The organism is Rhabdothermincola salaria (assembly GCF_021246445.1).
GTDB lineage: Bacteria > Actinomycetota > Acidimicrobiia > Acidimicrobiales > Acidimicrobilacustridaceae > Rhabdothermincola_A > Rhabdothermincola_A salaria.
In genome coordinates, this window is record NZ_JAJQXW010000003.1 from 284,327 (window position 1) to 309,403 (window position 25,077).

Here is a 25,077-nt window from a genome sequence, read left to right on the forward strand (position 1 = left end):
GGTCGAGGGTCGCCCGCCCCCTGTCGCCGCACCGCGTTCTCCCCTGGCCCCGGGCTCCTGCTCCGGCGAGCCACCCAGTCGCCCTCGGAGGCGCACCACTAGGGTCGGAGAGGACCGGGACCACCCTTCCGCACGAGCCTGAGGCAGGCCGAGCCCATGACGACACCGCCACGATGCCGGCGCTCCCGTTCCGGCGACCCAGCCCAGCGCGACAGCCACGGGCGACGGCGGTCGCACCCGTGAGCGGGCTGCGCCAACGCATCCACCCGGTGGTGTTCCCGCTCTCGGCGGGGCTCATCGTCGTGTTCTCGGTGCTCAGCATGGCCTTCAGCGACACCTCCGAACGAGTGTTGACCGACGTGCTGGGCTTCGTCACCGACACCTTCGGCTGGTTCCTCATCGCCACCGTGGCCGGCCTCGCGGTGCTGTGCCTGGTGCTCATCGTCGGACCGTACGGATCGGTACGGCTGGGGCCGGACGACGCCACCCCCGACTACGGCCACGCCACCTGGTTCGCCATGCTCTTCAGCGCCGGCATGGGCATCGGCCTCGTCTACTGGGCGGTCGCCGAGCCGCTCACCCACCTCGCCCAGCCACCCCGGGCCGATCCCGGCAGCGCCGAGGCGGCCCAGGACGCCATGGTGCTGACCTTCCACCACTGGGGAATCGGCCCGTGGGCCGTCTACGCCGTGCTCGGTGCCTCCCTGGCCTACTTCGGCTACCGCCACGGCCTCCCGCTCGGCGTCCGCAGCGCGCTGTACCCCCTCATCGGCGAGCGGATGAACGGCTGGATGGGCCACCTCGTCGACACCGCCGCCGTGCTCGGCACGATGTTCGGCGTCGCCACCTCCCTCGGCCTCGGGGTCATGCAGCTCAACGCCGGACTCGAGGACGTCTTCGACATCGGCATCAGCACAGGGGTGCAGGTCGCCCTGGTGGCCGTCATCACCCTCATCGCGACCATCTCGGTGATGAGCGGGCTGGATCGTGGCATCCGGCTGCTGTCGCAGGGCAACCTGATCGCCGCCACCGCGCTGTTGGTGTTCGTGGCTCTCGCCGGCCCCACGGTGGTGCTGCTGGGGGCGTACCTGGAGAACACCGCCGGCTACATCAGCCGGTTCCTCGAGACCATCACCTGGACGGGCACCTACGAGGGCGACGGGTGGCTGTCGGACTGGACGTTGTTCTACTGGGCCTGGTGGATCTCCTGGTCGCCCTTCGTCGGCATGTTCATTGCCCGGATCTCCCGGGGGCGCACCATCCGGGAGTTCACCCTCGGCGTGCTCATCGTGCCGACGCTGGTGAGCTTCCTCTGGTTCACGGTGATGGGCAACACCGCCATCGACATCCAGCTCAGCGGCGCGGCGGACCTCGTGGATCGGTCCTTGGAGGACCCCTCCTTCGGCCTGTTCGCCATGCTCGCCGAGCTGCCGTTCGGCACCGTCACCACGGTGCTGGCCATGGGGCTGATCGTCATCTTCTTCGTCACCAGTTCCGACTCGGGCTCGTTCGTGATCAGCCTGTTGTCCACCAGGGGCTCCGAGGACGCCCCCGGGCCGATCCGGCTCTTCTGGGCCCTCGCCGAGGGCCTGTTGGCGGCCGCCCTGCTCCTCGCCGGAGGCCTCGTGGCCCTGCAGGCCGGGGCGGTGGCCATGGGCCTGCCGTTCGCCATGGTGCTGGTGATCGTGGCCTTCGGGCTCATGCGGGGCCTGCGAGCCGAACGCGCCGGGCGCCCTCCCGGACCGTCACTCGAGACCGGTGACGACGACAGCGCCGCACCCGAGGCGGATCGCACCCGAGCGGGACGAGATCCGACGACGGGCGCGAACGGCGACCGAGCGGGACACCCGGTAGACCAGGAGGCACCGATGCCGCAACGGGAGGACGGACGATGACGGGACGCGTGGTGGTCGGTGTCGATCTCGACGACGCCTCGGCAGTCGCGCTGCGCGAGGCCGTCCGGGAAGCCCGCTGGCGGGGGGCAGCCCTCGAGATCGTCCACGTGCACCACCCGGCGACCGCCGCCACGGCGTTCCCGGTGCCCGCCGGGAGGGGCAAGGACCGGCCCGACCCCGAAGGCGTCCGACGCCGCGCCGCCGAGGCGCTCGACACCTGGCTCGACACCGTCGACGTCGACCTCACCGATCTCGAGGTCACCCGGGTGCTCCGCGGCGCCCGACACCCCGGCCGTGAGCTCGAGGCACTCGGACGCGGCGCCGCCCTGGTGGTGGTGGGCACCCGTCGCCGTCCGGCCATCGCCACCTCCTTGCTGGGCAGCGTCGGCGAGCACCTGGCCCGGCGCTGCCCGGCACCCGTGTTGCACACACGCAGCTGAGGCACGGCGAGCACCGCCCGCACCTCGCCGGCGGGTCAGCCCTCGCTGGCCTCGGGCAGGTCGCCGGGGTAGACGAGGCGCACGACCACGGCGGCGACCAAGGGCACCGCGGCACCGACGAGCAGGGCGAGGGTCATCCCGTTGGTGAACGCCACCCCGGCGGTGTTGCGGATGGCCTCGCCGTAGGTGCCTCCGACGCGCGCCGCGGCGCCGACCGCCCCGGAGAGCGACTCGCGCACGGCATCGAGCACCCCGCCGGGGAGCCGATCGGCGACGTCACCCGCGCGTGTCACCGCCTCGTCGATGCTCGAACGGTACGACGCCGCCAGGATCGCACCGAGCACCGCGACGCCGAGCGATCCCCCGATCTCGCCGATGGCGTCGTTCACCGCCGCCGCCGAGCCCGACTTCTCGCGAGGCACCGACCCGAGGATCCCGTTGGTGGCCTGGGGAAGGGCCAGGCCCAGCCCGCCGCCCATGAGCGCGAGCACGACACCGAGCACGACATAGGGGGTCGCCGTGGTGATGACCGAGGCCACCCCCATGCCGACGGCGACCGCCGCCAACCCGACCACGACCACGGTGCGGGCGCCGACCCTCGCCGACCAGCGGGGGCTCAGCAGCGACGCCAGGAGCAGCCCGCCGGCGAGGGGCAGCACCCCGAGGCCCGACTCCAACGGGCTGTAGGACCACACCAGCTGGAGGAACTGGGGCACGAAGAACATCGTCCCGAACAGGGCGAAGTAGATGACCGCCACCGATCCCACCGACACGCTGAACACCCGCTGGGCGAACCAGCGGACCTGCAGCATCGGGGCCGAGGTGCGCAGCTCCCAGACGACGAAGAGGGCGAGCAGGACCGACCCTCCCACCGCGGCGCCGACCGTGGCCGGGGCCACCCCCTGGTCGGGTACCTCCACCACGGAGTAGACGATGGCGACCAACCCGGTCGTCGACAGCACCGCCCCCAACGGGTCGAGGCGGGGCCGGGACGGGTCGCGGGTCTCGGGCACGACCACCAGCACCGCGACCAGCAGCGGGACCACCAGGAGCGGGTTGACGAGGAAGATGGCGTGCCAGTCGAAGTGCTCCACCAGCAGACCTCCGAGGATCGGACCGAGGGCGACGGCCGCGCCCGCCACCGCCGCCCAGACGCCGATGGCCCGTCCCCGCTCGGCCGGGTCGGGGAACACCTGGGTGAGCACCGACAAGGTCGAGGGCATGATGAACGCGCCGCCGACGCCCATGGCCGCCCGGCACAGGGTGAGCACCAGGGCGTCACCGGCCAGGGTGGCCGCCAGGGAGAACACGCCGAACACGACGAGACCCACGAGGAGCGCGAGCCGGCGCCCGTAGCGGTCGCCGAGGCTGCCGGCCAGCAACAACGAGCCGGCGAAGAGCAACGAGTAGCCGTCGACGATCCACTGCAGCTCCTCCTGGGTGGCGCCCAGGTCCTCCTGGAGCCGCGGCAGGGCCACGTTGACGATGGTGTTGTCGAGCGAGATCAGCGCCAGGCACCCCGACAGCACCGCCAGCACCAGCCAGCGCCGGCGGCGGGCTCTGTCCAGGTCGGGGGCGTCGGGCTGCTCCGCGGTGTCGCCAGGCACGAGCCAGGACGTTAGACCCCGGTCGAGACGATGGGTTCGACCGCCGCGTGGGCCATCGGGGTCGAGGCGACACGACCGGCTGCGCCGGCGGTGGAGCCGGCGATCCCGATCCGGCTCCGGATCAGCGGCAGTCCAGACCGGCGGGGGCGGCGTCGGGCACCACGCCGATGATCTCGTCGGTGGCCTCGGCGGCCACGGTCGTGGTGGTCTCGTCCCCGCTCGCCTCGAGCGTCGTGGTCGTGGTCGCCGGGCGGGCCTCGTCGAGCACGGTGGTGAAGTCCGTGCCGGTGACCAGCACGATCGGAGAGTCCTCGCCCTCGAGTGAGGCGTCCTCCTCGAGGTCGGCCCCCGACGCCAGCTGGCGGGCCACCTGGTCGGCGTGGCGCTCCATGCCGGGGGCGTAGCGCACGACCGTGCGGGTGTTGGTCTCGTCGGTGTCGGCTCCGATGGCGGCCTGGTAGCCGAGGCCCTCGAGCTCGCCGGAGACCTCGGTGGCCTGCATCTCGGCCCCGCTGCCGTTGCGCACGATGAGGCTCACCGAACCAGGCGACACCGCGTCGGGAGGCAGACCACGGAAGACGTTGAGCACCGGCTCGGCCTCGACCTCGACGAGCTCGGCGATCCACGCCCCACCGCTGGTGATGCGGTCGGTCACCGGGAGGTTGTGGGTGACGATCTGGTCGCCGGAGAACCCCTGGAAGGCTCGGGCCAGATCGACGATCTCGCCCAGGCCGAGGCCGTCGTCGATGGTCAGGTTGTCGGCGGTCGAGGCCACCACGTCGTTGACGGCCTTCACGTCGAGGGAACCGAACGAGGCGTTGGCCCGGTCGATCACCCGGCGGATGAAGAACTGCTGGCGGCTGATGCGCCCGAAGTCGCCGGTGGGGTCCTCGACCCAGCGACCCTGGGAGTCCTGGTGCTCGAGGTGGCGGGAGCGGGCGAAGGCCAGGCCCTGGTCGCCGTCGAGCGACTGGCACCCCAGCTCGTACTGGTAGAAGCCCGTGTGCTCGTCTCGCATGGGGCCTTCGAAGTACATCGGCACCCCGCCGACGGCGTCGACGACGCCCTTGAAGCTGGAGAAGTCGATCTCCACGTAGTGGTTGATGTCGATGCCGAACTCGGTCTGGATGGTGTCGACCAGGGCCTGGGCCCCGTTGTTGTAGGCCGTGTTGATCCGTTGCTCCTCGCCGCCGGGCTGGATCGGGATCCACAGGTCTCGCGGGAACGAGATGAGGTCGACGCTGCTGTTGGCAGCATCGACCCGGGCGATCATGATCGTGTCCGAGCGCTGACCGCTGTGGCCGGCGCCGGGCTCGTTCAGGAAGGCCGAGGCGTTGGGGTCGTCGCCGGTCACCACCTCGCGGTTGTCGGACCCGACGATCAGGAAGTTCTGGGGTCCGGCGCCGATGGTCTCGGCCAACGCCAGGTCCTTGCGCTCGACCTGGTTCCACCGGAACCAGCCGTAGCCGAACACGCTGGCCCCGGCCAGCGCCACGAGGGCGACGACCGTGCCCAGCACCACCAGGACCTTGCGCCGGGCACTCCACCGGGCCCGGCGAGGCAGCGGCTCGCGGGCGTGTCGGAAGGCGGGTTTGCCGGACGGGGGGACTGCAGGCATGACCCGAGGAGCGTACCGGCCGGGCTGCGGTGCCCGGCGTCACCTGTGTGTGCGATCGAGCACACCGCAGGTGACGCCGGGAGCCGGTCCGGACGCGGCGAGGCCCCCTGCCGATCGGCAGGGGGCCTCGCCTCGTCGCTGCTGGTCGACGGGGCGTCCGTCAGACCCTCAGCGGCCTCACCCGGTGAAGCGGGGCGTGACGCTGGTGGGCTGGGCCGGAGCCGGCGTGGGTGCCGGCGTCGGCGTCGGCGTCGGCGTGGGCGCCGGCGTGTCGAAGCAGTTGGCGACGACCCATTCGGTGAGCACCTCGGTGGCGGCGTCGATCTCGGGGTCCGGCGTGTCGTCGTTCAGGCCGTCGATGATGTCCTGCAGCGCGGCCTCGGGAAGCATCTCGAGGTCGCCGCCGACCAACGCCAGGCCGGCCGCCAGGTCACGAAGGCCCGCGGTGAGGATCTCCCACTGGGGTTGCACCTCGAGCGGCACGTCGATGTCGCCGAGGAGGATCACGGCGTTCAACGCGTCCACGACGTCCATGACCTCGTCGGGCGTCGGGTAGGTGCCGGGCTCGCCGACCACGACGCCGGCGAAGAGGGCGTCGAGCAGGATGGTGGCCTCGCTCAGCCCGAGCACGTCGTTGCAGAAGGCCGGGTCCGGCATGTTGTCGGGACGTTCCTGGCCGACGACGAGCACCTGGACGCAGTTGGCGCCGCACGTCTCGACCGCCGTGGCGGTCAGGGCGAAGCTGGTACCGGCGACGAGGTTGACGTCGTTGGTCTCGGGATCGCACCCGAGGCCCAGATCGAGGCTCAGGCCGTACACGCCCTCGGGCACCTCGGCGATGCCGGCGTTGGGGAAGGTGATCTCCTCCAGGCCTGCGACGGCCTCGCCGTCGAGGCAGACCGAGACGGGGCCCACGCCGGCCGGGATGGCGTGGTTGAACTGGAACCGGGCCATGCCCAGACCCGTGGGCGTCGTGTCGACGACGAACTGGGCGAGCGTCCCGACGGGCGGGGGCGGGCCGGCGACGTTCGGCTCGACGACCAGGGTGTAGGTCGTCCCACCGGCCACCGAGATGACCCCGCTCAGGACGGTCTGGGCGGCACCGCCCGGGGCGCAGGTGTCGTCGGTCGAGCCGGCGAAGCAGACGACCACGTCGTGGTCGCCGGCGGACAGGCCGACATCGAAGCTCTCGCCCGAGGCGAGGTCCGACGCGGCCTCCAGGCCATTGACCCAGACGTCGACATCGACCTCGGGGCCGCCAGGGATGCCATGGATGACTCGCAGGTCACCCGTCGTCGACGTTGCCGCCTGCACTGCGCCGGTGGCCGGCACGAGCGCCATCAGCAACCCGAGACACGCCGCTATGGCGATCTTTCTCACGTTGTCCCTCCTCAGGGTCATGGCGACCTGGTACGTGATGCACCGCCTCCGCCGCCGAGGCGAGATGTTAGCCGTGAAGTGACGTTCGTCACGTGATTTGTGCCAGACCCCCCGCCGAGGTGGTGTCCGAGCGAGCTCCCGGTGCGGTCGGGCGGGGGCTCAGCTCGCGACCTTGGGCTCCTTGGGCAGGCCCAGGACCCGCTCACCGACGATGTTGCGCTGGATCTCGGCGGTCCCGCCCCAGATCGTCTCCGAGCGGCTGAAGAAGAAGGCCGACTGCAAGGCGTTGGCCGGGTACTCGGCGTTGGTGGCCCGGCGGCCGTAGCCCGGCACCGACTCCTCCTTGCCCGGCTCCCCCAGCAGCAGCTGTGCCTTCACCCCCAGGATGTCGATGGCCAGCTCCATGACCTCCTGGTGGTACTCGCTCCAGAACATCTTGTTGGTCGCCCCGAGCGCGGCGACGCCCTTGTCCTTCTTGCCCGACACGACGGTGGCGAGCGAACGCAACCCGTTGATCCGCATGATCTGGACCTTGGAGTGGCAGGCGGCGATGCGCTGACGGATGACGGGATGGTCGATGGCCCCGTTGCCCCGGGCGATCTCGATGATGCTGTTCAGCTCGTTCTCGAAGCGGCGGTAGCCGGTGGTGGCCGACGTGCCCCGCTCGAAGCCGAGCGTGGTCATGGCCACGGCCCAGCCGTTGTTGAGGCCGCCCACCACGTTGTCCTTCGGGCAACGGGCGTTGGTGAAGAAGACCTCGGCGAACTCCGCGGCGCCGTCGATCTGCTTGATCGGCCTCACCTCGACACCGGGCTGGTCCATGGGGCACAGCAGGTAGGAGATGCCCTTGTGCTTGGGGGCGTCCTTGTCGGTGCGGCACAGCACGAAGACGTAGTCGGCCACGAAGCCCTGGGTGGTCCAGATCTTCTGCCCGTTGATGACCCACTCGTCGCCGTCGAGCTCGGCGGTGGTCTTGAGCGAGGCCATGTCGGACCCGGCATCGGGTTCGGAGAACCCCTGGCACCAGGCGATGGTGCCCGAGAGGATGCCGGGGATGAACTCCTTCTTCTGCTCCTCGGTGCCCCACTGCAAGATGGTGGGACCGACGAGGGTGTCACCGAAGAAGTCGCCGCGCATGGGGGCGCCGGCCCGGGCGAACTCCTCGGAGAGCACCACGCCCTGCATGGTCGTGAGGCCCTTGCCGCCGTACTCCGTCGGCCAGGTGGCGCAGATCCAACCGCCCTCGAAGAGCTTGCCGGTCCACTCCTCGAGCCAGGCCCCGCGCTCCTGGTCGGTCATGGTGAAGCCCTCGTCGAACCAGCCCTCGGGGAGGTTGTCCTCGAGCCACTGGCGGATCTCGGTGCGGAACGCCTCGGCTTCAGGTGGATAGGTCAGGTCCATGCCCCATTCTTGACCGAGCGGTCAAGAGCGGTCCAACTCCTGGGCGACCGGCGCCGGTTGGCTACCGTGCAGCCCATGAGCACCACCTCCGACGCCACGCCCGCGGCCCCTTCCGTGCCCGCCAAGCCCAAGGCCGAGCGCTGGAGCTTCCAGTGGAAGGAGCTCTTCAGCGAGGTCATCACCTCCGGGCTGTGCACCGGCTGCGCGGGATGTGTGATCTCCTGCCCCCACGACGTCATCGGCTACGACCACACCGCCGGCGGCTACACGCCCTTCCACCTCGAGGAAGAGCTGGGCCTCGACAACTGCGTGCACGGCGAGAAGGGCTGCACCTCGTGCACGAGGGCGTGCCCCCGGTTCCGGTTGTGGGAGCCGCAGGCCGACGAGCACCTCTTCGGCCGCGAACGAGAGGACGACGAGATCGCCGGCATCCACGGCGACATCCTCCTCACCCGGGCCTCCGACGACATGGTGCACCGCATGGGCCAGGACGGCGGGCTGGTGTCGGCCATCCTCATCTGGGCCATGCAGGAGGGCTACATCGACGGTGCCCTGACCTCCTACCTCGAGGGCGGAGCCGACTCCGGCAGCTGGAAGGCCGTGCCCGGCGTGGCGTCCGACCGCGACGAGGTCCTCGCCGCGGCCGGTAGTCGCTACACCTACTCGGCCAACACCCTGGCCATCGACGAGGCCCTCGAGAAGGGGCTGTCCAAGCTGGCCCTGGTGGGCATGAGCTGCCAGTCGTCGGTGCCGCCGGTGATGTGGAGCCGCAAGGTCGGCAAGATCTCCAAGCCCATCGTGTTCAACATCGGGCTGCTCTGCTCCAAGACCTTCGACGACGCCATCTTCGAAGAGCTCTTCGAGGCCAAGTACCGCCTCCGCAAGTCCGAGATCGTGAAGATGAACATCAAGGGCGTCTTCCAGATCTGGATGCGCGACGGCAGCTACCACGAGGTCAACCTGAAGGAGTGCCACGCCTGGACGCGTGAGGGCTGCACCCACTGCCCCGACTTCGCCGCCGAGCACGCCGACATCTCCACCGGGGGCATCGGCAAGGACAACGACTGGACCCTCACCATCGTGCGCACCGATCTCGGTCGCGAGATCATCGATCGCATGATCGCCGACGGCTCGATCGTGGCCCGGCCCGGCGACGAGGACCCGGGGGCCATCGCCCTCATGCGCAAGCTGGCCGAGAAGAGCCGGTCGCGTTGGCCCCAGTGGGCCGAGCCGGTGGTGCGCCTGGGCCTGCCCGAGAAGAAGGCCAAGGCCAAGACCTGAACCCGGTCCGGGCCGCCGACCGGGGCCGAGGCCCGGCAGGAGAGCCCGGGTCAGCCCTCGGTCGTGGTGGTGGACTCGTCGTCCGCCGAGGTGTCGCCGGTGGGCCGATCCGGCAGCGCACAGCTGCCCAGGGCGTCCTGCACGTCGTCGGGGAGCTGATCGAACTCCGCCGCCGGATCGTCGTTGCTGCCCAAGGCGTTGTCGAGCTCGGAGAAGGTCGGACCTTCGTAGCCGCTCTGGGAGGCGTCGTCGGAGTTGTACGGCACCATGTCGACGAAGACCTGGTACTGGCAGCGGCACTGCTCGTCGCTGCCGCCGGTGACATCCGGTGACAGCGTGGCGTCGGTGCCGGCCAGCGTGTCGTCGGTGAGGGTGTACGAGCGGTTGGTGCAGGCCTCGAGGAAGTTCTTCTCGACGATCGCCTCGTAGGAGTCCGGCGTGTTGCTCTCGCCGCAGGCGGCCAGCGTGAGGCCGAGCACGAGGGCCACTCCGGCCATCGCGGCAGTCCGTCGTCGCTGCATCGTGTCCAAACCGTCCTCGTGGGTCGTTCGCCGACCCCTTCGGGGTCGGGCCGCGGGACACCGTAGCCGCGACGCCCTCGGGCCCCGAATCGGGGGGGGCCGCCGGGCCTCAGGCCGGCGCCAGGCCGGCCAGGGCCCGAGCCCGGGCGAAGACCGCGTCGAGCATGGGCTCGGTGAGGCGGCCGGTGAAGGTGTTCTGCTGGCTCACGTGGTAGCAGCCCAGGAGGGTGCGGCCGTGGCCGAGGTCCACCTCGACGCCGTGGCCGAAGCGGGGTCGGGGCCGCAGGCCGAGGTGCGCCGCCACTGCGGCGAAGCCGAACCCGCCCAACGCCACGATCACCCGGAGCTCACCCAGCACGTCGAGCTCACGGGCGAGGAAGGGAGCGCACGCATCGCGTTCGGTGGGGAGGGGCTTGTTGGCCGGCGGCGCGCACTTCACCGGGGCGGTGACGTAGGCGTCGGCGAGGGCCAACCCGTCGTCGAGGCCCACGCTCTCGGCCTGGTTGGCGAGCCCGGCCCGCCACAGCGCCCGGTAGAGCCACTCCCCCGAGCGGTCACCGGTGAACATCCGCCCGGTGCGGTTGGCCCCGTGCGCCGCCGGGGCCAGGCCCACCACCACGATGCAAGCCGACGGGTCGCCGAACCCGGGCACGGGACGACCCCAGTACTCCTCGTCGGCGTAGGCGGCGCGCTTGGTGGCGGCCACCTCCTCGCGCCACGCCACCAAGCGTGGGCAACGGCGACAGCCGACCACGTCGGCAGCCACGGCGACGAGCGAGTCGGACACCGTCGCGACGGTAGCGGTCCGTCGTCGACCGGCCCTCCTGGGGCCGGACCCCCGCGACCCGCCCGCCCCTCGGTATCGTGACCGACGCCCATGGCTGCCCGATCCAAAACCCCCCGACCCACCCTCGTGCTGCTGGTGCGCCACGGCCAGACCCCCACCACCGGCGCCACCCTGCCGGGGCGGGCCCCCGGCCTGCACCTCGCGGAGGCCGGCCGGGCCCAGGCCGACCGGGCGGCCGACCGCATCGCCGCGCTCGAGCAGGTGGCGGCCGTCTACGCCTCGCCGCTCGAGCGCACCCGCGAGACCGCCGCCCCCATCGCCCGCGCCCGGCGCCTGCGGGTGCGCACCGACAAGGGCCTGCTCGAGTGCGACTTCGGCGAATGGACGGGCAAGAAGCTCGCCGACCTCCGCAAGAAGCCGGCCTGGGAGACCGTCCAGCGCTACCCGAGCGGTTTCCGCTTCCCCGGGGGCGAGTCGTTCGTGGAGATGCAGACCCGCATGGGCTCCGCGCTCGACCGCCTCGTCGCCCGCCACCCCGGCGAGACCATCGTGGCCGTGTCGCACGCCGATCCCATCAAGGCCGCGCTGGCGCAGGCCCTCGGCACCCACCTCGACCTCTTCCAGCGCATCGTCGTGTCGCCCTGCTCCATCTCCGCGGTGCTCTACGGCCCCGGCGGACCGGCGGTACTGGCGGCCAACTCCACCGGCGACGACCTCAGCGCCCTCGGCCTCTCCTGATCGCACCCATGCTGGATTCCTTCGACTTCCCCGATCCCACCCAGGTCATGCCCGTCGCCCTCGGCGAGCCCGGCGACCGCCTCTTCCTGCTCCAGGTGGTGCACGACGACGTGCCCGTGCTGTTCAAGGTGGAGAAGTCCCAGGTGGCTGCGCTGTGCGACTACCTCGGCGGCATCCTGGCCGACCTCCCCCCCATCGACGAGGCCGACATCCCCGGCGACCCCGAACCGCCCGATCCCCGCACGGCCATCACCTCGTGGCCGATCGCCTCGTTGGCCGTGGCCTACGAGGAGGACACCGACCGCATCCTGGTCGTGGCCGAGCCCTTCGACGACGTCGTCGACGAGGCCGACCCCGACAGCGAGCCCCCGACCGCCCGCATCCGCATGACGCGCGCCCAGGTGGCCGGCTTCATCCGCACGGGTCGGGCCCTCGTCGCCGCCGGACGACCTCCGTGCCCGCTGTGCGGCCTGCCCACGGGACCGGGGAGGCACGCGTGCCCCCGGATGAACTGAGCCTGCGCCCCGTCCTCGAGCACGGCGCCCTGGAGATCATCGGCCGCATGCCGTGGAGCTCCAACGGCACGTTCCTCGCCGAGGCCTGCCTCGACGGACGCACCGAGCGGGCCATCTACAAGCCCCACCGGGGTGAGCGGCCGCTCTGGGACTTCCCCGACGGCCTCTACCGCCGGGAGGTGGCCGCCTACGAGCTCAGCCACGCCCTCGGATGGGACCTCGTGCCCCTCACCGTGCTGCGCGAGGAAGGTCCCCTCGGCGTGGGATCGCTGCAGGCCTTCGTCGAGGCCGACTTCGAGCAGCACTACTTCACCCTCCTCGAGGACGAGGAGCACCACCCCACGTTCCGGCGCCTGGCTGCCTTCGACTTCGTGGCCAACAACACCGACCGCAAGGGCGGGCACTGCCTGCTGGGTCCGGGGGGCCGCATCTGGGGCATCGACAACGGGTTGTCGTTCCACGCCGAGTTCAAGCTGCGCACGGTCATCTGGGACTTCGCCGGCGAGCCGCTCGATCCCGACGCCATCGCCGACCTGCGACGCCTCGTCGACGACGGCCTCCCCGAACCCCTGGCGGCCCTGCTCGGGACCTTCGAGCGCGATGCGCTGGTCACCCGGGCCCGGGCGCTGGTGCGCGAAGGCACCCTGCCGGTCGACCCCACCGGCCACCGCTACCCCTGGCCGCTGGTCTGAGCGAGCGCCGCCCCACGCGGCGGTGCCGGCCCCGACGGTGGCATCGAGGGGTGGTGAGGAAGGCTCGCCCGGGACCTCGCCGGGCGCCAGCAGACGGGCCAGCCCGGCCACGGGCCCGCAGGCGCTACGCGAACCGACCCCGGCACGAGGCCGGGGTCGGTTCGACGAAGGGTCGGTGCGGCCCGGTGGGGCCGCCTGCGCCTAGCGCTTCTCGAGGGCCTCGAGGAGCGCCGGCAGCACCTTGTGCACGTCGCCCACGATGCCGAGGTCGCTGATCCCGAAGATGGGGGCCTCGGCATCCTTGTTGATGGCGATGATGTTCTTGGAGCCCTTCATGCCGACCATGTGCTGGGTGGCACCGGAGATGCCGGCGGCGATGTAGACGTCGGGCTTGACGACCTTGCCGGTCTGGCCGACCTGGTAGCTGTAGGGCACCCAACCGGCGTCGACGATGGCGCGGGAGGCACCGGGGGCACCCTTGAGGTCCTTGGCCAGCCGCTCGATCATCTCGTACTTCTCGGCCTCACCGAGGCCACGACCGCCGGCCACGACCACGGCCGCTTCGTCGAGCGACGGGCCGGAGCGCTCCTCGACGTGGCGGTTCACGATCTTGGCCCCTCCGCTCTTGCCTGCGTCGGGCACGGCGATGGTCTCGACCGCCGCCGCACCGCCGCCCGACGCCTCGGGGGCGAAGGACTTGGGGCGAACCAGCACGAGGAACGGGCCCTCGCCGCTGAAGGTGGTCTTGACGTTGGTCGAGCCACCGAAGACGGGCTCGGTGGTGACCAGGCTGGAGCCTTCGACGGCCACGTCGACGTTGTTGGTGATGACCGTGCGGTCGAGCTTGACCGACAGGCGCCCGGCGACATCGCGACCGACGTAGGTGGTGGGGAACAAGATGGCGTTCGGCGCCTGGGCGCCGGCGGCGTCGGCGAGGGCGCCGGCCACCGGCACGCCCGGCAGGGCGTCGCCGAGGTCGCCGGTGGCGAGGACCTTGGCCGCGCCGTACTCGCCGAGGGTGCCGGCGATGGCGTCGGCGTCACCACCGGCGTACACGGCCTCGACGGTGTCGCCGAGCTCGCGGGCCTTGGTGAGCAGTTCGAGGGTGGTGGGGGTGACCTTGCCGTCAACGGCCTCGGCGAACACCCAGATCTTGGAAAGCGTCATGGCGAAAAGTTCTCCTAATCGTCCGTTGCCGGACTGCGTGGGTGCTCAGATGACCTTGAGGTTCTCGAGGTAGGCGACGATCTTCTCGAAGCCGGTGCCGTCGTCCTCGATGATCTCGCCGGCCTCGCGGGCGGGCGCCTCTTCGATGGCGACGATCTCCTGGCCGGCGCCGGCCCAGCCGATCGACGCGGCGTCGAGACCGAGGTCGGCGACGGTGAGCGTGTCGACCGGCTTGGACTTGGCGGCCATGATCCCCTTGAAGGAGGGGTAGCGGGGCTCGACCACGCCGGCGGTCACCGACACCACGGCGGGCAGCGGGCACTCGACGTCGTCGTAGCCGTTGTCGGTCTGGCGCTGCACCTTGACGGTGCCGGCGTCGATCTCGATCTGCTTGGCGAAGGTCACCGACGGCAGGTCGAGCAGGGCGGCGATCTGCTCGGGCACCGTGCCCGTGTAGCCGTCGCTCGACTCGGTGGCGGTGAGCACCAGGTCGGCGGCCTCGACCCGTTCGATGGCCTTGGCCAGCACCTTGGCGGTGCCGAGGGCGTCGGAGCCGGCGAGGGCCTCGTCGCTCACCAGGATGGCCTGGGCGGCTCCCATGGCCAGCGCCGTGCGCAGACCGCCGACCTCGCCGTTGGGGGCCATGGAGACGAGGGTGACCTCGCCGCCGCCGGCCGCGGTGACGAGCTGCAGGGCCATCTCGACACCGTACGAGTCGGACTCGTCGAGGATGAGCTTGCCGTCCCGCTTGAGGGTCTTGGTGGTGGGATCCAGCGCACCCGGGTCGGCCGGGTCCGGGATCTGCTTGACGCACACGACGACGTTCATCCCGAGATTCTGCGCCGATCGGGGGCCGAGGGCCAAATTCCGCGACCGATCCGCCCCTGGTCGGCCCGCTCGGCCGACCAGGGAAGTGACCGACGGGTAACCGCTCTCGCCCGGCACCTCCCCCACCTGGAGCGGCAGGCGAGTACCGTCGCCGGCGCCGTGAGAGTCCTCCTCGTCGTGAACTCCAGCGCATCGTCGGTCACCGCTCGCGGGCGCGTGGTGATCGCCAAGGCGCTCTCCGCCGACCACCAGGTGACGGTGGCCGAGACGGCTCGCCGGGGCCATGCCACCCGGTTGGCGCGGGGTGCGGCCACCGACGGGGTCGACGTGGTCGTCGTCCTCGGCGGGGACGGCACCCTCAACGAGGCGGCCAACGGCCTGGCCGGCACCGACACCGCGCTGGCGGCGCTGCCCGGCGGCTCCACCAACGTGTTCGCCCGCACCCTCGGCCTGCCCGACGACCCCATCGAGGCCACGGGCTGGCTCCTCGACGCCCTCGCCCACCGCTCCATACGGCGGGTGGGCCTGGGCTCGGTCAACGGCCGTTACTTCCTCTTCCACGTCGGCGTCGGCTTCGACGCCGCCGTCGTGGCCGAGGTCGAACGCCGGGGCTCGCTCAAGCGCTGGGCCAGCCACGTCCTGTTCGGCTGGGCCGCCGTGCAGACCTGGCGACGCCACTACGACCGCAGTCGACCGCGGTTCGCGGTGCGGGTCACCGACGGCCCGGTGGTCGACGACGGGCTGTTCACCATCTGCCTGAACACGAACCCCTACACCTACGTCGGAACCAGACCCTTCGACGTGGCGCCCGAGGCGAACCTCGACCGGGCCCTGTCGCTGGTGACGCTCCGCTCGCTCGACCCCGTGCCGTTGCTGCGCATCGCCGCGTCGGCCATCGGCTCGGGACGCCACCTGCGGCGGTCCCGCCACGTGGCCCACGCCGCCGACGTCCACGACGCCGAGGTGGTCGGCTACGGACCGTTCCCCTACCAGGTCGACGGCGACTACCTCGGCGAGATCGACCACCTGGTGCTGCGCCACGAGCCCGAGGTGATGGACCTTGTCGTCCCCCGGGCCACCCGGCGACCCTGACCCGGCCGCACGGTCGGCTCAGCGGACGGCGTCGACCACGCCGCGGGCCACGTCGGGCACGTTGGTGATGATCCCGTCCACCCCCATGGCGACGAGGTCCCGCATCCGCTCGGGGTCGTCGACGGTCCATGGGTGCACGACGATGCCGGCGGCGTGGGCCCGCGTGACCAGCTCCGGGGTGACGAACGGGTCCCAGGGGTTGATCGAGCGGTGGCCGCCGGCCACGGCCTGCGCCACGGGATCCGGCCCGGTGCCGAAGTCGAACACCAACAGCCCGGTGGGCAGGGAAGGCGACAGCTCGGCCACCTGCGCCGCAGCGGTCCAGTCGAAGCTGGTGACGAGGAATCGCTCGGGCTCGTCGAGCTCGTCGAGCGCCGCCACCGTGGCCCGGACCAGGTGCTCCTGGCGCGCCGTGGCGGCGACGGGCGCGTCGACCTTGATCTCCACGTTGACCCCCATCCCCGCACAGGCGTCGAGGGCGTCGGCCAGGGTGGGCACCCACTCGGGGAGGTCGGCCGATTCGGTCTCGGCGACCAGCCCGCCGCCGGGTACCCGGTCGTCGTGGTGCACCACGAGGCTCCCGTCGGCCGCCGGGCGCACATCGAGCTCGACCCAGTCCGCACCGAGGGCGCGGGCGGCGCGGAAGGCAGCCACCGTGTTGCCGGGCGGGTGGGCGCTCGAGGCACCACGGTGAGCGATGACGAGGGTCATGGCCGTGACCCTACGTGGCCGCGCGTCGTGGGGTCCCCGCCCGCGCCGCGTCGACGGCGACGCGGCGTCCGACGCCCGTGCGCAGCGTCGCCGCGGGGCGGTCGGGTGAGACGTTCGTCACGTTGCGGCCGAGCGATCGCAGTGTGCACGGGGAATGGCGGGGAGGTGACCGTGATGTGACCGAACAGACCCTTGCCACGGCCCCGGCCCGCCGGTACCGTGCGTCCGTCCCAGCCACACGCATGCGTCTTGCGCGGTGGCATGTGAACAGCTTCACGATCCTCTCGTCTCACCCCCCGACGATCGTGAGCCCGATCAGTGGAGGCACCGTGGCCCTCACCACGTCCCGCTCTTTGTCCCTGTCCGCCGCGTCCGACGAATGGCGTGCCCAGTCCGCCTGCCGTGACACCGACCCCGATCTGTTCTTCCCGGTCGGCACCACCGGCCCCGCCATCGAGCAGATCGAGAACGCCAAGGCGGTCTGCGACGAGTGCGAGGCCAAGCAGCCGTGCCTCGAGTTCGCCCTCACCACCAACCAGGACTCGGGCATCTGGGGCGGCACCTCCGAGGAGGAGCGCCGCAAGCTGCGCCGCCAGTGGTTGGCCGCCCGCCGCCGGGCCTCCTGAGCGAACGACCCACCGCTCCGGCCCCACCGGGGCTCGACCGCACCCACGATGGCCTCCTCCGCGGAGGCCATCGTCGCGTCCGGGGCCGGGGCCGGGGCACCGACCACCGGCGGCGGCACCACCCGAAGCCGGCCCTTCAGCCGTTGACGGGCACGACGAGGGTCACGACCGTGCCCGGACGAGGCGGCGGCCCCTCGCCCGCGTGGAACTCGATGGAACCGGCGAGCTCGGTGGTCACGAGGGTGCGCACGATCGAGAGCCCCAGACCGGTGCTGGCATCGAGGCTGAACCCCGGAGGCGTGCCCACCCCGTCGTCGATCACCGAGACCGAGAGCCGGTGGCCGTCGTTGGCCAGCTCGACCACCACGTCGGCCGCCCCTTCGATGCCGTCGGGGTAGGCGTGGTCCACCACGTTCTGGAGCAACTCGGTCACCACCACGGCCATCGGCGTGGCGATGGTGGCCGGCAGGTTGCCCGCCTCCCCCCGGATCGAGAACCGGATGGGGCGCTCCGGCGAGATGAGCCCCTCCTCGACCATGCGCACCAGCGGGCGCACGATCTCGAGGAAGGCCACGTCGTCGCCGGACTCGTGCGAGAGGGTCTCGTGCACCAAGGCGATGGAACGGATGCGCCGCACCGACTCCTCGACGGCGGCCTTGGCCTCGGTGGAAGCCAGGCGGCGCCCCTGCAGGCGCAACAACGACGAGATCGTCTGCAGGTTGTTCTTCACCCGGTGGTGGATCTCGCGGATCGTGGCGTCCTTGCTCAACAGCAGGCGATCGCGGCGGCGCAGCTCGGAGATGTCGCGCAACAACACGAGGGCACCGCTCACGATCCCCTTCTCGACCAGAGGGATGAAGCGCATCAACACGGTGATCTCCTGGCCGTGCTCGATCTCCTCGGTGGCTGGTCGGGCCTGGGTGTACGCGGTGCGCACGGCTGTCTCGGGCAGACCCAGCTCGCCCAACCGCATGCCCTCGGAGTTGGCGTGCACGCCCACGCGGTGCAACGCCGACACCCCGTTGGGTGACGCGTAGGCCACCCGCATGGCGTCGTCGAGCAGGATCACACCGTCGCCGACGCGCGGCGCCTCCTCGGTCGGGCCGATCTCCCCGGCGAACGGGAACTCCCCCGACGAGATCATGCGGGCGAACCGGTGGAAGACCTCGACATAGGTGCGCTCGAGCTCACCGGGCTGGCGTCCCACGGTGGGGGTGGACTCCTTGGTGAGCACCCCGATGGTGCGGCCCCGGAAGGTCACCGGGATGCACAGCTCTCGCACCGGCTCGCGCCGCACGTCGCCGAGCGTCTCGCCCTCCATGATGGTGCCCGCCGCCAGGCACCGGGCCACGAACGGTCGCTCGTCGGCGTCGACGATGCGACCCACCCAGTCCTGCAGGAAGAGGGTCTGGCTGGTCGTGGGTCGGATCTGGCCGACCACCACCAGCGGCCGCTCCTCCACGGGCCCGGTGGCGCGAGCGCCGGTGTCGTCGACGTCGCTGCCCACGAAGAGCATCAGGTCGGCGAAGCAGAGGTCGGCGAGGAGGCCCCAGCTCGCCACGAGGCGCTGGAGGTGATCGATCTCGGGCAGGCCGAGGCGGGTGGTGGCTCGTGCGAGCTCGGCGAGGCTGGCCATGGTGCGTCGACCCCGGTGGCTACCAGATGCGCCGGCCGAGGGCCAACAGGCCTTCGAGGTCGGCGACGTCGTGGTCGAGGTAGGGCGCCGACACGACGACGCCGGCGTGGCGACCGAGCTCGGCGGCCTGCTCCCGCTCGCGGGTGGCCACGATGCGGTAGTCGAGGAAGCTCTGACCGATCTCGCGGAGGACCCGGGCGACCTGCTCGGGCTCACCCACGTCCGGTGCCGTGGCGGTCAGGGCGGCGGCCGCCGTGTCGGGCTCGTTCGTCAGCCGGGTGGCCACCTCGCACGCAGCATCGTCGCCGAACCAGTCCGGGAGGACCTTGTTGAGGACGAGCGCGCCGAGGGCCAGCTCGCGGCGACGCAGCTCGGTCATGAAGAACTGCGCCTCACGCACCGGCCCCTCCTCGAGGGTGGACACCACCACGAAGCTGGTGCGCCGGTCCGAGAGGGTGCGGGTGACGGCATCGGCCCGCTCGACGAAGCCGTCGTACATCGTCTGGAACAGCACGAAGAACTCGGCGATGTCGGCGAGGAACTGCGAACCGAGGATGCGGTCGGCGATGGTGTAGAAGGGCTTGGAGGCCGCGCTCACCAGGCGGGATCGGGCCGGGGTGATGAGCCACCGCAACAGGCGCGACGAGAAGAACTCGGCCATGCGCTCGGGTGCCTCGAGGAAGTCGATGGCGTTGCGGGTGGGCGGCGTGTCGACGACGATCAGGTCGTAACGGCCGGAGCGGTGGATCTCGTAGAGGCGCTCCATGGCGATGTAGTCGTGGCTCTGCACGAACTTGCCGGTGATGTTGCGGTAGAGGGGGTTGGCGAGGATGGCCTCGCGGGTCTCGGCGTCCGGAGCGTGGGCCCGCACCAGCTCGTCCCACGACTCCTTGGTGTCGAGCATGGCCGCCCACAGCTCCCCCTGGGGCTGCACGCCGGCGGCGGTGAACAGCTCGGGCGGCACCCGGGTCTCGACGTTGCCGAAGCGCTCGAGGCCGAGTGCGGTGGCCAGGCGACGGGCCGGGTCGACGGTGAGCACCAGGACCTTGCCGCCGAGCTGCGCCGCGGCCATGGCCGCCACCGCGGCGGCCGTGGTGGTCTTGCCCACCCCGCCCGACCCGCAGGTGATGATGATCTCGCGGGTGGCCAGGAGCTGGTGGAGCCCCGAAGGGGCCGGGGGTGCGGGTGCGGCCATGACCGGTCAGTACCCGAGCTCGGCGCCGAGGGCGTCGGCGATGTTGTGGGTGGCCCGCACCCCGTGGGAACGGGTGAACAGGTACGGCACGTACAGCAACGGCATGTCGGTGGGGAGCTGGGTGCGCAGCCGGGTGATGTGCTCGGCGCGGGTGCGACGCAGCGTCACGGCCAGCCGGGCGCCGTCGAGCACCGGTGCCACCCGGCCTCCCGCGGCGGCGGCCAGCGGGTCGGCGAGCGCGGGGCCGCACAGCCGGTCGAAGACCTCCTGCTCACCCCGCCCGAACAGCTCGGGCAACACCTTGTTGACCACCACGGCGGCCAGCGGCACCTGGGTCTCGGCCTCGAGGCGGTCGACCAGCTCGAGGGTCTCGGTGACCGGCATCTCCTCGGGGGTGGCCACCACCACCGCGCCGGTGATGGCCGGGTCCGAGAGCAGGTCGAGCATCCACCGGGTCTGGTCGCGGACCCTGCCGACCTTCACCAGGTCGTTGATCGCCTCGGGGGCGGCCAGTTGGCCCACGACGTGGCCGGTGGCGGACGCGTCCACCACCACCAGGTCGTAGTGGCGCTCCTTGACCTCCCACGCGATCTTGCCGACGGTGAGGATCTCCTTCACGCCCGGAGCCGCGGTCGCCACGAAGTCCAGCGACTTGGCCAGGGGCCCGATGCGGGCCAGCAGCGGGATGCGCAGCTGGAGCTTCAGGTACTCCTTCAGCGACTCCTCGGTGTCCATCGCCATGGCGAACAGGTTCGGGGCGATCTCGCGGGGCTCGAAGGCCAGCGGCCCCGTCTCGAAGACGTCGTTGAGCGCCCCCTTGGCGTCGATCTCCACCAGCAGGGTGCGCTGTCCCCGGCTCGAGGCCAACAGCCCGAGGGCCGCCGCCACGCTGGTCTTGCCCACCCCACCTTTGCCGGTGACGAAGACGAGCCGGCGCTCGAGCAGTTCGAGCCGGGGAGGGCGCTCCATGACGGCGGTGGTGCCGTCAGCCGGCGCCGAAGCCGATGCGCCGCTCGCTGTCGGGGCTGCCGAGCTCCACGTAGGCGATCTTGGCGCTGGGCACGCAGACCTCGCGACCGTGGCGGTCGGTGAGCCACAGCACCCGGTCGTCGTCGGCCAGGGCGTGCTCGATCGAGCTTCGGATCTGATGGCGATCGGCGTCGGCCGCGAGCTCGACGTCGATCTCCTTGGCGGTGTCGATCACACCGATGCGAACGTCCACGAAGGTCTCCTGCGCGTGAGTGAGGTGAGCGGCCAGCCTACGGCGGCCGCGAGCCACCGCCCGCCTCGGAGCTTCAGCCGAGCAGCTTGAGCCCCGGGTTGTAGCGCCGGGTGGGGGCCAGCTCGACGTCGATGTGCTCGGCGATGGCGGCGATGGCCTGCGACGCCTCGCACCCGGGATCGACGGCCATGATCGGCCGACCGGAGTCGGAGCCTTCGCGCAGCGCCTGGACCAGCGGCACCTGGCCGATGAGCGGAGCCTCGATGTGCTCGGCCAGGGCGGCGCCGCCGCCGGATCCGAACAGGTCGTAGCGCTTGCCGTCGTCACCGGTGAACCACGACATGTTCTCGATCACGCCCCGCACCTGCAGGTTGACCTTCTCGGCCATGAACGCCACCCGCTGGGCCACGCGCTGGGCGGCGGCCTGGGGGGTGGTGACCACGTACACCTCGGCGCGGGGGAGGAACTGCGACAACGACAGGGCGATGTCGCCGGTGCCCGGCGGCAGATCGATCAGCAGGTAGTCGGGGTCGTCCCAGAACACGTCGGTGAGGAACTGCTCGAGGGCCTTGTGCAACATGGGCCCGCGCCAGATGACCGGCTGGTCCTCCTCGACGAAGAAGCCCATGGAGATGCACCGCACGCCGTGGACCTCGGGTGGCACCAGCATCTCGTCGATGACCACCGGAGGGTGGTCGACCCCCAACATGCGAGGGATGGAGAACCCCCACACGTCGGCGTCGACCACCGCGACCTTGTGGCCCCGCTGGGCCAGGGCGATGCCCATGTTGGCGGTGAGCGACGACTTGCCCACCCCACCCTTGCCCGAGGCGATGAGCAGCACCCGGGTGGTGCTGGCCGGGTCGGCGAAGGGGATGGCGCGCCCCTCGGCGTGGCCGTGCGCGGCCTGGCTGCCGGCCGTGGACGCCGGATCACCGTGGAGCATCTGGCGGATGGCGGCGCGCTCGTCGTCGGTCATGACGGTGAAGTCGAGGTCGGTGCGGGCCACCCCGGGCAGGGCTTCCACGGCGGAGGAGACCCGGTTCTGGATCTCGTTGCGCAGCGGGCAGCCGGCCACCGTGAGCGCGATCTGCACCGCCACCACCTCGCCGTCGATCGCCACGCCTCGCACCATGCCGAGGTCGACGATGCTGCGGTGCAGCTCGGGGTCCTCGACGGGGCGCAGGGCCTCGATGACGTCAGCTTCGGTGGGCATGGGGACTCCTGGCGGTGGTGGCACTGGTGGTTCTGGCGCTCGACCCGCGGATCGCGACGCAGCGACGGATTTCTCCTATCACCGTAGGTAGAATACCGATGTGGACCGAGCCACCCTCAGTCCGACCGAGTTCTCTTCGGTCGTCACCGCCATCACGTCGGCCTTCGGCGACCCCACGCGGCGCGAGATCTACCTGGCGGCGCGCTCCACCGAGGACGGCGTCACCGCCACCGAGGTGGCCAAGCGCTTCGACCTGCACCCCAACGTGGCCCGCCACCACCTCGACAAGCTCGCCGGAGGCGGCTATCTCGAGGTCACGGTGGCCAAACCGGCGGGAGGCGCGGGGCGCCCCTCCAAGCGCTACCGGGCCACCGCCAAGGCCGACCACCTCGATCTGCCCGTGCGCCACGACGACGTCCTCGTCACCCTGCTGGGACGAGCCATACAGATGCTGCCCCGCGAGCAGGCCGAACTGATGGCCGAGGAGGTGGGCGAGGAGTACGGCCGCCGCATGGCCGCCAGCCTCGGCGACACGTCCGACACCCAGCGCTCCGTCCGGTCCGCGTTGCACACCGTGGCCGACGCCCTCACCGCCCACGGGTTCGCGGCCCACGCCGAGAAGCGCAACAACGAGCTGCGCATCGTCAGCGAGCACTGCCCCTTCGGCGACGCCGTGATGACCAACCCCGTCATCTGCGCGGTCGACCGGGGGATGGTGCGGGGCATGGTCGCCGCCCTGTACGGGGGCGACGCCCACCTCGCCCTCGAGTCGTCCAAGCCCATGGGCGACGCCGTCTGCATCACCTCGGTCGAGTCCTGACCCCGACCGTGGCCCGCCACTACCTCGACCACGCGTCGACGTCGACGCTGCGTCCCCCGGCTCGCGACGCCATGGTGGCCTGGCTCACCGGCGGCGACGGCCACGACCTCGTCGCCGGGGACCCGAGCCGGATCCACGTCGAGGGGATGCGGGCCCGGGCCGCCCTCGAGGAGGCCCGCGACCAGCTCGCCGCCCTGGTCGGGGCGCGCTCGCGCGAAGTGGTGTTCACCAGCGGCGCCACCGAGGCCATCGCCACCGCGGTGTGGGGCGCGGTCCGCCGGGCGGTCGAGCTCGGCCACGAGCCCCACGTGGTGCTCGCCGCGGTCGAGCACTCTGCAGTGCGCCAGTCCTCGACCGCGTTCGCCGAGGCCTTCGGAGGGTCGGTCTCGATCGTCGGCGTCGACCGGCTCGGTCGCATCGACGTCGACGAGGTGGCCGAAGCCGTGCGACCCGACACCGCGTTGGTGCACGTGCAGTGGGGCAACCACGAGGTCCCCACCCTGCAGCCCGTCGACGCCGTCGTGGGCCTGGCCAACGAACGGGGGGTCCTGGTGCACGTCGATGCTGCGCAGGCCGCCGGCCGGGTGCCGCTCGACTTCGGTGCGGTCGGCGCCGACCTGCTCTCGCTCAGCGGGCCCAAGTTCGGCGCGCCTCCCGGCACCGGGGCGCTGCTCGTGCGCCGCGGGCTGCGCCTCACGCCGCTGTTGACGGGCGGCGACCAGGAGCGGGCCCGGCGGGCGGGCCTCGAGAACCTCCCGGCGCTGGTCGGGCTGGGAGCGGCCGCCGAGGCGCTGCTCATCACCGACGCCGAGGGCGAGACGGCCCTCACCGTCGAGGAACGGTCGTCACGGGCGCACACCGACCGCCTGCTGGCCGCGCTGGCCCGCACCGACGGCATCGAGGTCCTCGGCGAGCCCGGCGCGACCGGCCGGCTGCCCCACCTGGTGTGCGTGAGCGTCGACGGGGTCGAACCCCAAGGGGTGCTGCTCGGCCTCGATCAGGCCGGCATCGCCGCCCACTCCGGCAGCGCCTGCGCCTCGGAGTCGCTCGAGCCCTCACCCGTGCTCGAGGCCATGGGCGCCGATGCCCACCGCTCGCTGCGCATCTCGGTCGGGTGGGACACCACCGACGCGGACGTCGACGCCCTCCTCGACACCCTGCCGGTGGTCGTCGAGCGCCTACGAGCGCTGGCCTGAGCCGAAGCCGGGACGCGACGAGACGGGGGTCGACCGGCTCCCCCAAGCGCGCCGAGCGATCCCCGTCTCCCTCCGGGGCCCGAGGGCCCCAGGACTCGTGTCAGCGCTGGCCGACGACGCGATCGGTCTGGTCGCGCTGCTCGAAGATGAGCCGGACCAGCCAGTAGCGGAAGTAGCGACGCAGCGACATCACCGCGAACACCGCCGCCGAGGCGACGGTGAGGGTCAACCCGAGGGTGCCCATGGCGCTGTAGTCGGCGATGCCGAGGGTGCTCTCGGTCCCCCGCGTGCCGAGCCAGCCCACGAGGGCCAGCACGATGCCGAGGACCATGCCGATGCCCGAGAGGATGACCCAGACGCGCTCGGGGTTGGCCTTGCCGCCGGAGACCTTGAGGTCGTCGACCTCGCGCTGGAACTCGGCGAGTCGGGGTGACGGGGTCACACCACCGTTGTCGGTGGCTGAGGTGGTGGGTTGGGTGGCGGTCACGATGTG

General features: G+C 71.6%; 25 protein-coding genes. 10 read left to right on the forward strand and 15 right to left on the reverse strand.

Annotation, left to right across the window (positions count from 1 at the left end; all coding sequences use genetic code 11):
- Positions 1-239 precede the first annotated feature (239 nt).
- Both LUW87_RS14600 and LUW87_RS14605 read left to right on the forward strand, forming a co-directional pair.
- Positions 240-1,895 carry a BCCT family transporter gene (locus LUW87_RS14600; RefSeq protein WP_232671926.1) on the forward strand — a complete coding sequence of 552 codons (1,656 nt, stop codon included), beginning with the start codon at positions 240-242 and terminating at the stop codon, positions 1,893-1,895.
- Complete coding sequence (locus LUW87_RS14605; RefSeq protein WP_232671927.1) at positions 1,892-2,335, forward strand: universal stress protein; 444 nt, start codon at positions 1,892-1,894, stop codon at positions 2,333-2,335. Before LUW87_RS14600 ends, LUW87_RS14605 begins: the two co-directional genes overlap by 4 nt.
- Positions 2,336-2,370: 35 nt before the next feature.
- Here the strand turns inward: LUW87_RS14605 and LUW87_RS14610 are convergent, their stop codons facing one another.
- The 4 genes from LUW87_RS14610 to LUW87_RS14625 form a co-directional block, all read right to left on the reverse strand.
- A complete protein-coding gene (locus tag LUW87_RS14610) occupies positions 2,371-3,942 on the reverse strand; it encodes an MFS transporter (protein ID WP_232671928.1) in 1,572 nt (523 codons plus the stop codon).
- 121 nt (positions 3,943-4,063) lie between these two features.
- Positions 4,064-5,560 (reverse strand): LCP family protein, encoded by a 1,497-nt coding sequence (locus LUW87_RS14615; RefSeq protein ID WP_232671929.1) that lies wholly within the window; start codon positions 5,558-5,560, stop codon positions 4,064-4,066.
- 177 nt (positions 5,561-5,737) lie between these two features.
- On the reverse strand, positions 5,738-6,940 hold the full coding sequence (locus LUW87_RS14620; protein WP_232671930.1) for a DUF4397 domain-containing protein: 1,203 nt from the start codon (positions 6,938-6,940) through the stop codon (positions 5,738-5,740).
- Between the two features lie 159 nt (positions 6,941-7,099).
- A complete protein-coding gene (locus tag LUW87_RS14625; RefSeq protein ID WP_232671931.1) occupies positions 7,100-8,341 on the reverse strand; it encodes an acyl-CoA dehydrogenase family protein in 1,242 nt (413 codons plus the stop codon).
- A gap of 75 nt (positions 8,342-8,416) precedes the next feature.
- Here LUW87_RS14625 and LUW87_RS14630 point away from each other — a divergent pair, with 75 nt between their 5' ends.
- Positions 8,417-9,622, forward strand: coding sequence for a Coenzyme F420 hydrogenase/dehydrogenase, beta subunit C-terminal domain (locus tag LUW87_RS14630; RefSeq protein ID WP_232671932.1), 1,206 nt, complete (start codon positions 8,417-8,419; stop codon positions 9,620-9,622).
- Positions 9,623-9,672: 50 nt separating this feature from the next.
- Here LUW87_RS14630 and LUW87_RS14635 read toward each other — a convergent pair whose 3' ends face one another.
- On the reverse strand, positions 9,673-10,119 hold the full coding sequence (locus LUW87_RS14635) for a hypothetical protein (protein ID WP_232671933.1): 447 nt from the start codon (positions 10,117-10,119) through the stop codon (positions 9,673-9,675).
- Between the two features lie 133 nt (positions 10,120-10,252).
- Complete coding sequence (locus tag LUW87_RS14640) at positions 10,253-10,930, reverse strand: uracil-DNA glycosylase (RefSeq protein ID WP_232671934.1); 678 nt, start codon at positions 10,928-10,930, stop codon at positions 10,253-10,255.
- Positions 10,931-11,020: 90 nt separating this feature from the next.
- On the opposite strand from LUW87_RS14640, the gene LUW87_RS14645 reads away from it, so the two are divergent.
- Genes LUW87_RS14645 through LUW87_RS14655 form a run of 3 tightly spaced genes read left to right on the forward strand, consistent with a single transcriptional unit; the run spans position 11,021 to position 12,875 of the window.
- Positions 11,021-11,668 carry an MSMEG_4193 family putative phosphomutase gene (locus LUW87_RS14645; protein ID WP_232671935.1) on the forward strand — a complete coding sequence of 216 codons (648 nt, stop codon included), beginning with the start codon at positions 11,021-11,023 and terminating at the stop codon, positions 11,666-11,668.
- An 8-nt stretch (positions 11,669-11,676) separates the two neighbouring features.
- The gene (locus LUW87_RS14650) at positions 11,677-12,183 is read left to right on the forward strand and encodes a DUF3090 family protein (protein WP_232671936.1); all 507 of its coding nucleotides are present in this window, start codon (positions 11,677-11,679) and stop codon (positions 12,181-12,183) included.
- Positions 12,165-12,875: an SCO1664 family protein gene (locus LUW87_RS14655; protein ID WP_232671937.1), complete on the forward strand. Its 711-nt coding sequence runs from the start codon at positions 12,165-12,167 to the stop codon at positions 12,873-12,875. Before LUW87_RS14650 ends, LUW87_RS14655 begins: the two co-directional genes overlap by 19 nt.
- 201 nt (positions 12,876-13,076) lie before the next feature.
- Here LUW87_RS14655 and LUW87_RS14660 read toward each other — a convergent pair whose 3' ends face one another.
- A complete protein-coding gene (locus LUW87_RS14660) occupies positions 13,077-14,042 on the reverse strand; it encodes an electron transfer flavoprotein subunit alpha/FixB family protein (RefSeq protein ID WP_232671938.1) in 966 nt (321 codons plus the stop codon).
- A 45-nt stretch (positions 14,043-14,087) separates the two neighbouring features.
- Positions 14,088-14,870: an electron transfer flavoprotein subunit beta/FixA family protein gene (locus LUW87_RS14665; RefSeq protein ID WP_232671939.1), complete on the reverse strand. Its 783-nt coding sequence runs from the start codon at positions 14,868-14,870 to the stop codon at positions 14,088-14,090.
- A gap of 159 nt (positions 14,871-15,029) precedes the next feature.
- Between LUW87_RS14665 and LUW87_RS14670 the strand changes: the two genes are divergently transcribed.
- Positions 15,030-15,962, forward strand: a complete 933-nt coding sequence (locus LUW87_RS14670; RefSeq protein ID WP_232671940.1) for a diacylglycerol/lipid kinase family protein — start codon at positions 15,030-15,032, stop codon at positions 15,960-15,962.
- Positions 15,963-15,980: 18 nt separating this feature from the next.
- On the opposite strand, the gene LUW87_RS14675 is transcribed toward LUW87_RS14670, so the two are convergent.
- Positions 15,981-16,673, reverse strand: coding sequence for a glycerophosphodiester phosphodiesterase (locus LUW87_RS14675; protein ID WP_232671941.1), 693 nt, complete (start codon positions 16,671-16,673; stop codon positions 15,981-15,983).
- A gap of 359 nt (positions 16,674-17,032) precedes the next feature.
- Between LUW87_RS14675 and LUW87_RS14680 the strand changes: the two genes are divergently transcribed.
- On the forward strand, positions 17,033-17,299 hold the full coding sequence (locus tag LUW87_RS14680) for a WhiB family transcriptional regulator (RefSeq protein ID WP_232672071.1): 267 nt from the start codon (positions 17,033-17,035) through the stop codon (positions 17,297-17,299).
- Between the two features lie 136 nt (positions 17,300-17,435).
- Here the strand turns inward: LUW87_RS14680 and LUW87_RS14685 are convergent, their stop codons facing one another.
- From LUW87_RS14685 to LUW87_RS14705, 5 genes are all read right to left on the reverse strand, one after another.
- Positions 17,436-18,935 carry a sensor histidine kinase gene (locus LUW87_RS14685; protein ID WP_232671942.1) on the reverse strand — a complete coding sequence of 500 codons (1,500 nt, stop codon included), beginning with the start codon at positions 18,933-18,935 and terminating at the stop codon, positions 17,436-17,438.
- 19 nt (positions 18,936-18,954) lie between these two features.
- The gene (locus tag LUW87_RS14690) at positions 18,955-20,130 is read right to left on the reverse strand and encodes an ArsA family ATPase (RefSeq protein WP_232671943.1); all 1,176 of its coding nucleotides are present in this window, start codon (positions 20,128-20,130) and stop codon (positions 18,955-18,957) included.
- A 6-nt stretch (positions 20,131-20,136) separates the two neighbouring features.
- Positions 20,137-21,099 carry an ArsA family ATPase gene (locus tag LUW87_RS14695; RefSeq protein ID WP_232671944.1) on the reverse strand — a complete coding sequence of 321 codons (963 nt, stop codon included), beginning with the start codon at positions 21,097-21,099 and terminating at the stop codon, positions 20,137-20,139.
- 16 nt (positions 21,100-21,115) lie between these two features.
- Positions 21,116-21,352 (reverse strand): DUF3107 domain-containing protein, encoded by a 237-nt coding sequence (locus tag LUW87_RS14700; RefSeq protein WP_232671945.1) that lies wholly within the window; start codon positions 21,350-21,352, stop codon positions 21,116-21,118.
- Between the two features lie 73 nt (positions 21,353-21,425).
- Positions 21,426-22,568 carry an Mrp/NBP35 family ATP-binding protein gene (locus LUW87_RS14705; protein WP_232671946.1) on the reverse strand — a complete coding sequence of 381 codons (1,143 nt, stop codon included), beginning with the start codon at positions 22,566-22,568 and terminating at the stop codon, positions 21,426-21,428.
- Between the two features lie 100 nt (positions 22,569-22,668).
- On the opposite strand from LUW87_RS14705, the gene LUW87_RS14710 reads away from it, so the two are divergent.
- Positions 22,669-23,388, forward strand: coding sequence for a helix-turn-helix transcriptional regulator (locus LUW87_RS14710; RefSeq protein ID WP_232671947.1), 720 nt, complete (start codon positions 22,669-22,671; stop codon positions 23,386-23,388).
- A gap of 8 nt (positions 23,389-23,396) precedes the next feature.
- The gene (locus LUW87_RS14715; RefSeq protein ID WP_232671948.1) at positions 23,397-24,584 is read left to right on the forward strand and encodes a cysteine desulfurase family protein; all 1,188 of its coding nucleotides are present in this window, start codon (positions 23,397-23,399) and stop codon (positions 24,582-24,584) included.
- A 100-nt stretch (positions 24,585-24,684) separates the two neighbouring features.
- Here LUW87_RS14715 and LUW87_RS14720 read toward each other — a convergent pair whose 3' ends face one another.
- Positions 24,685-25,071 (reverse strand): hypothetical protein, encoded by a 387-nt coding sequence (locus LUW87_RS14720; protein WP_232671949.1) that lies wholly within the window; start codon positions 25,069-25,071, stop codon positions 24,685-24,687.
- Positions 25,072-25,077: the final 6 nt, after the last annotated feature.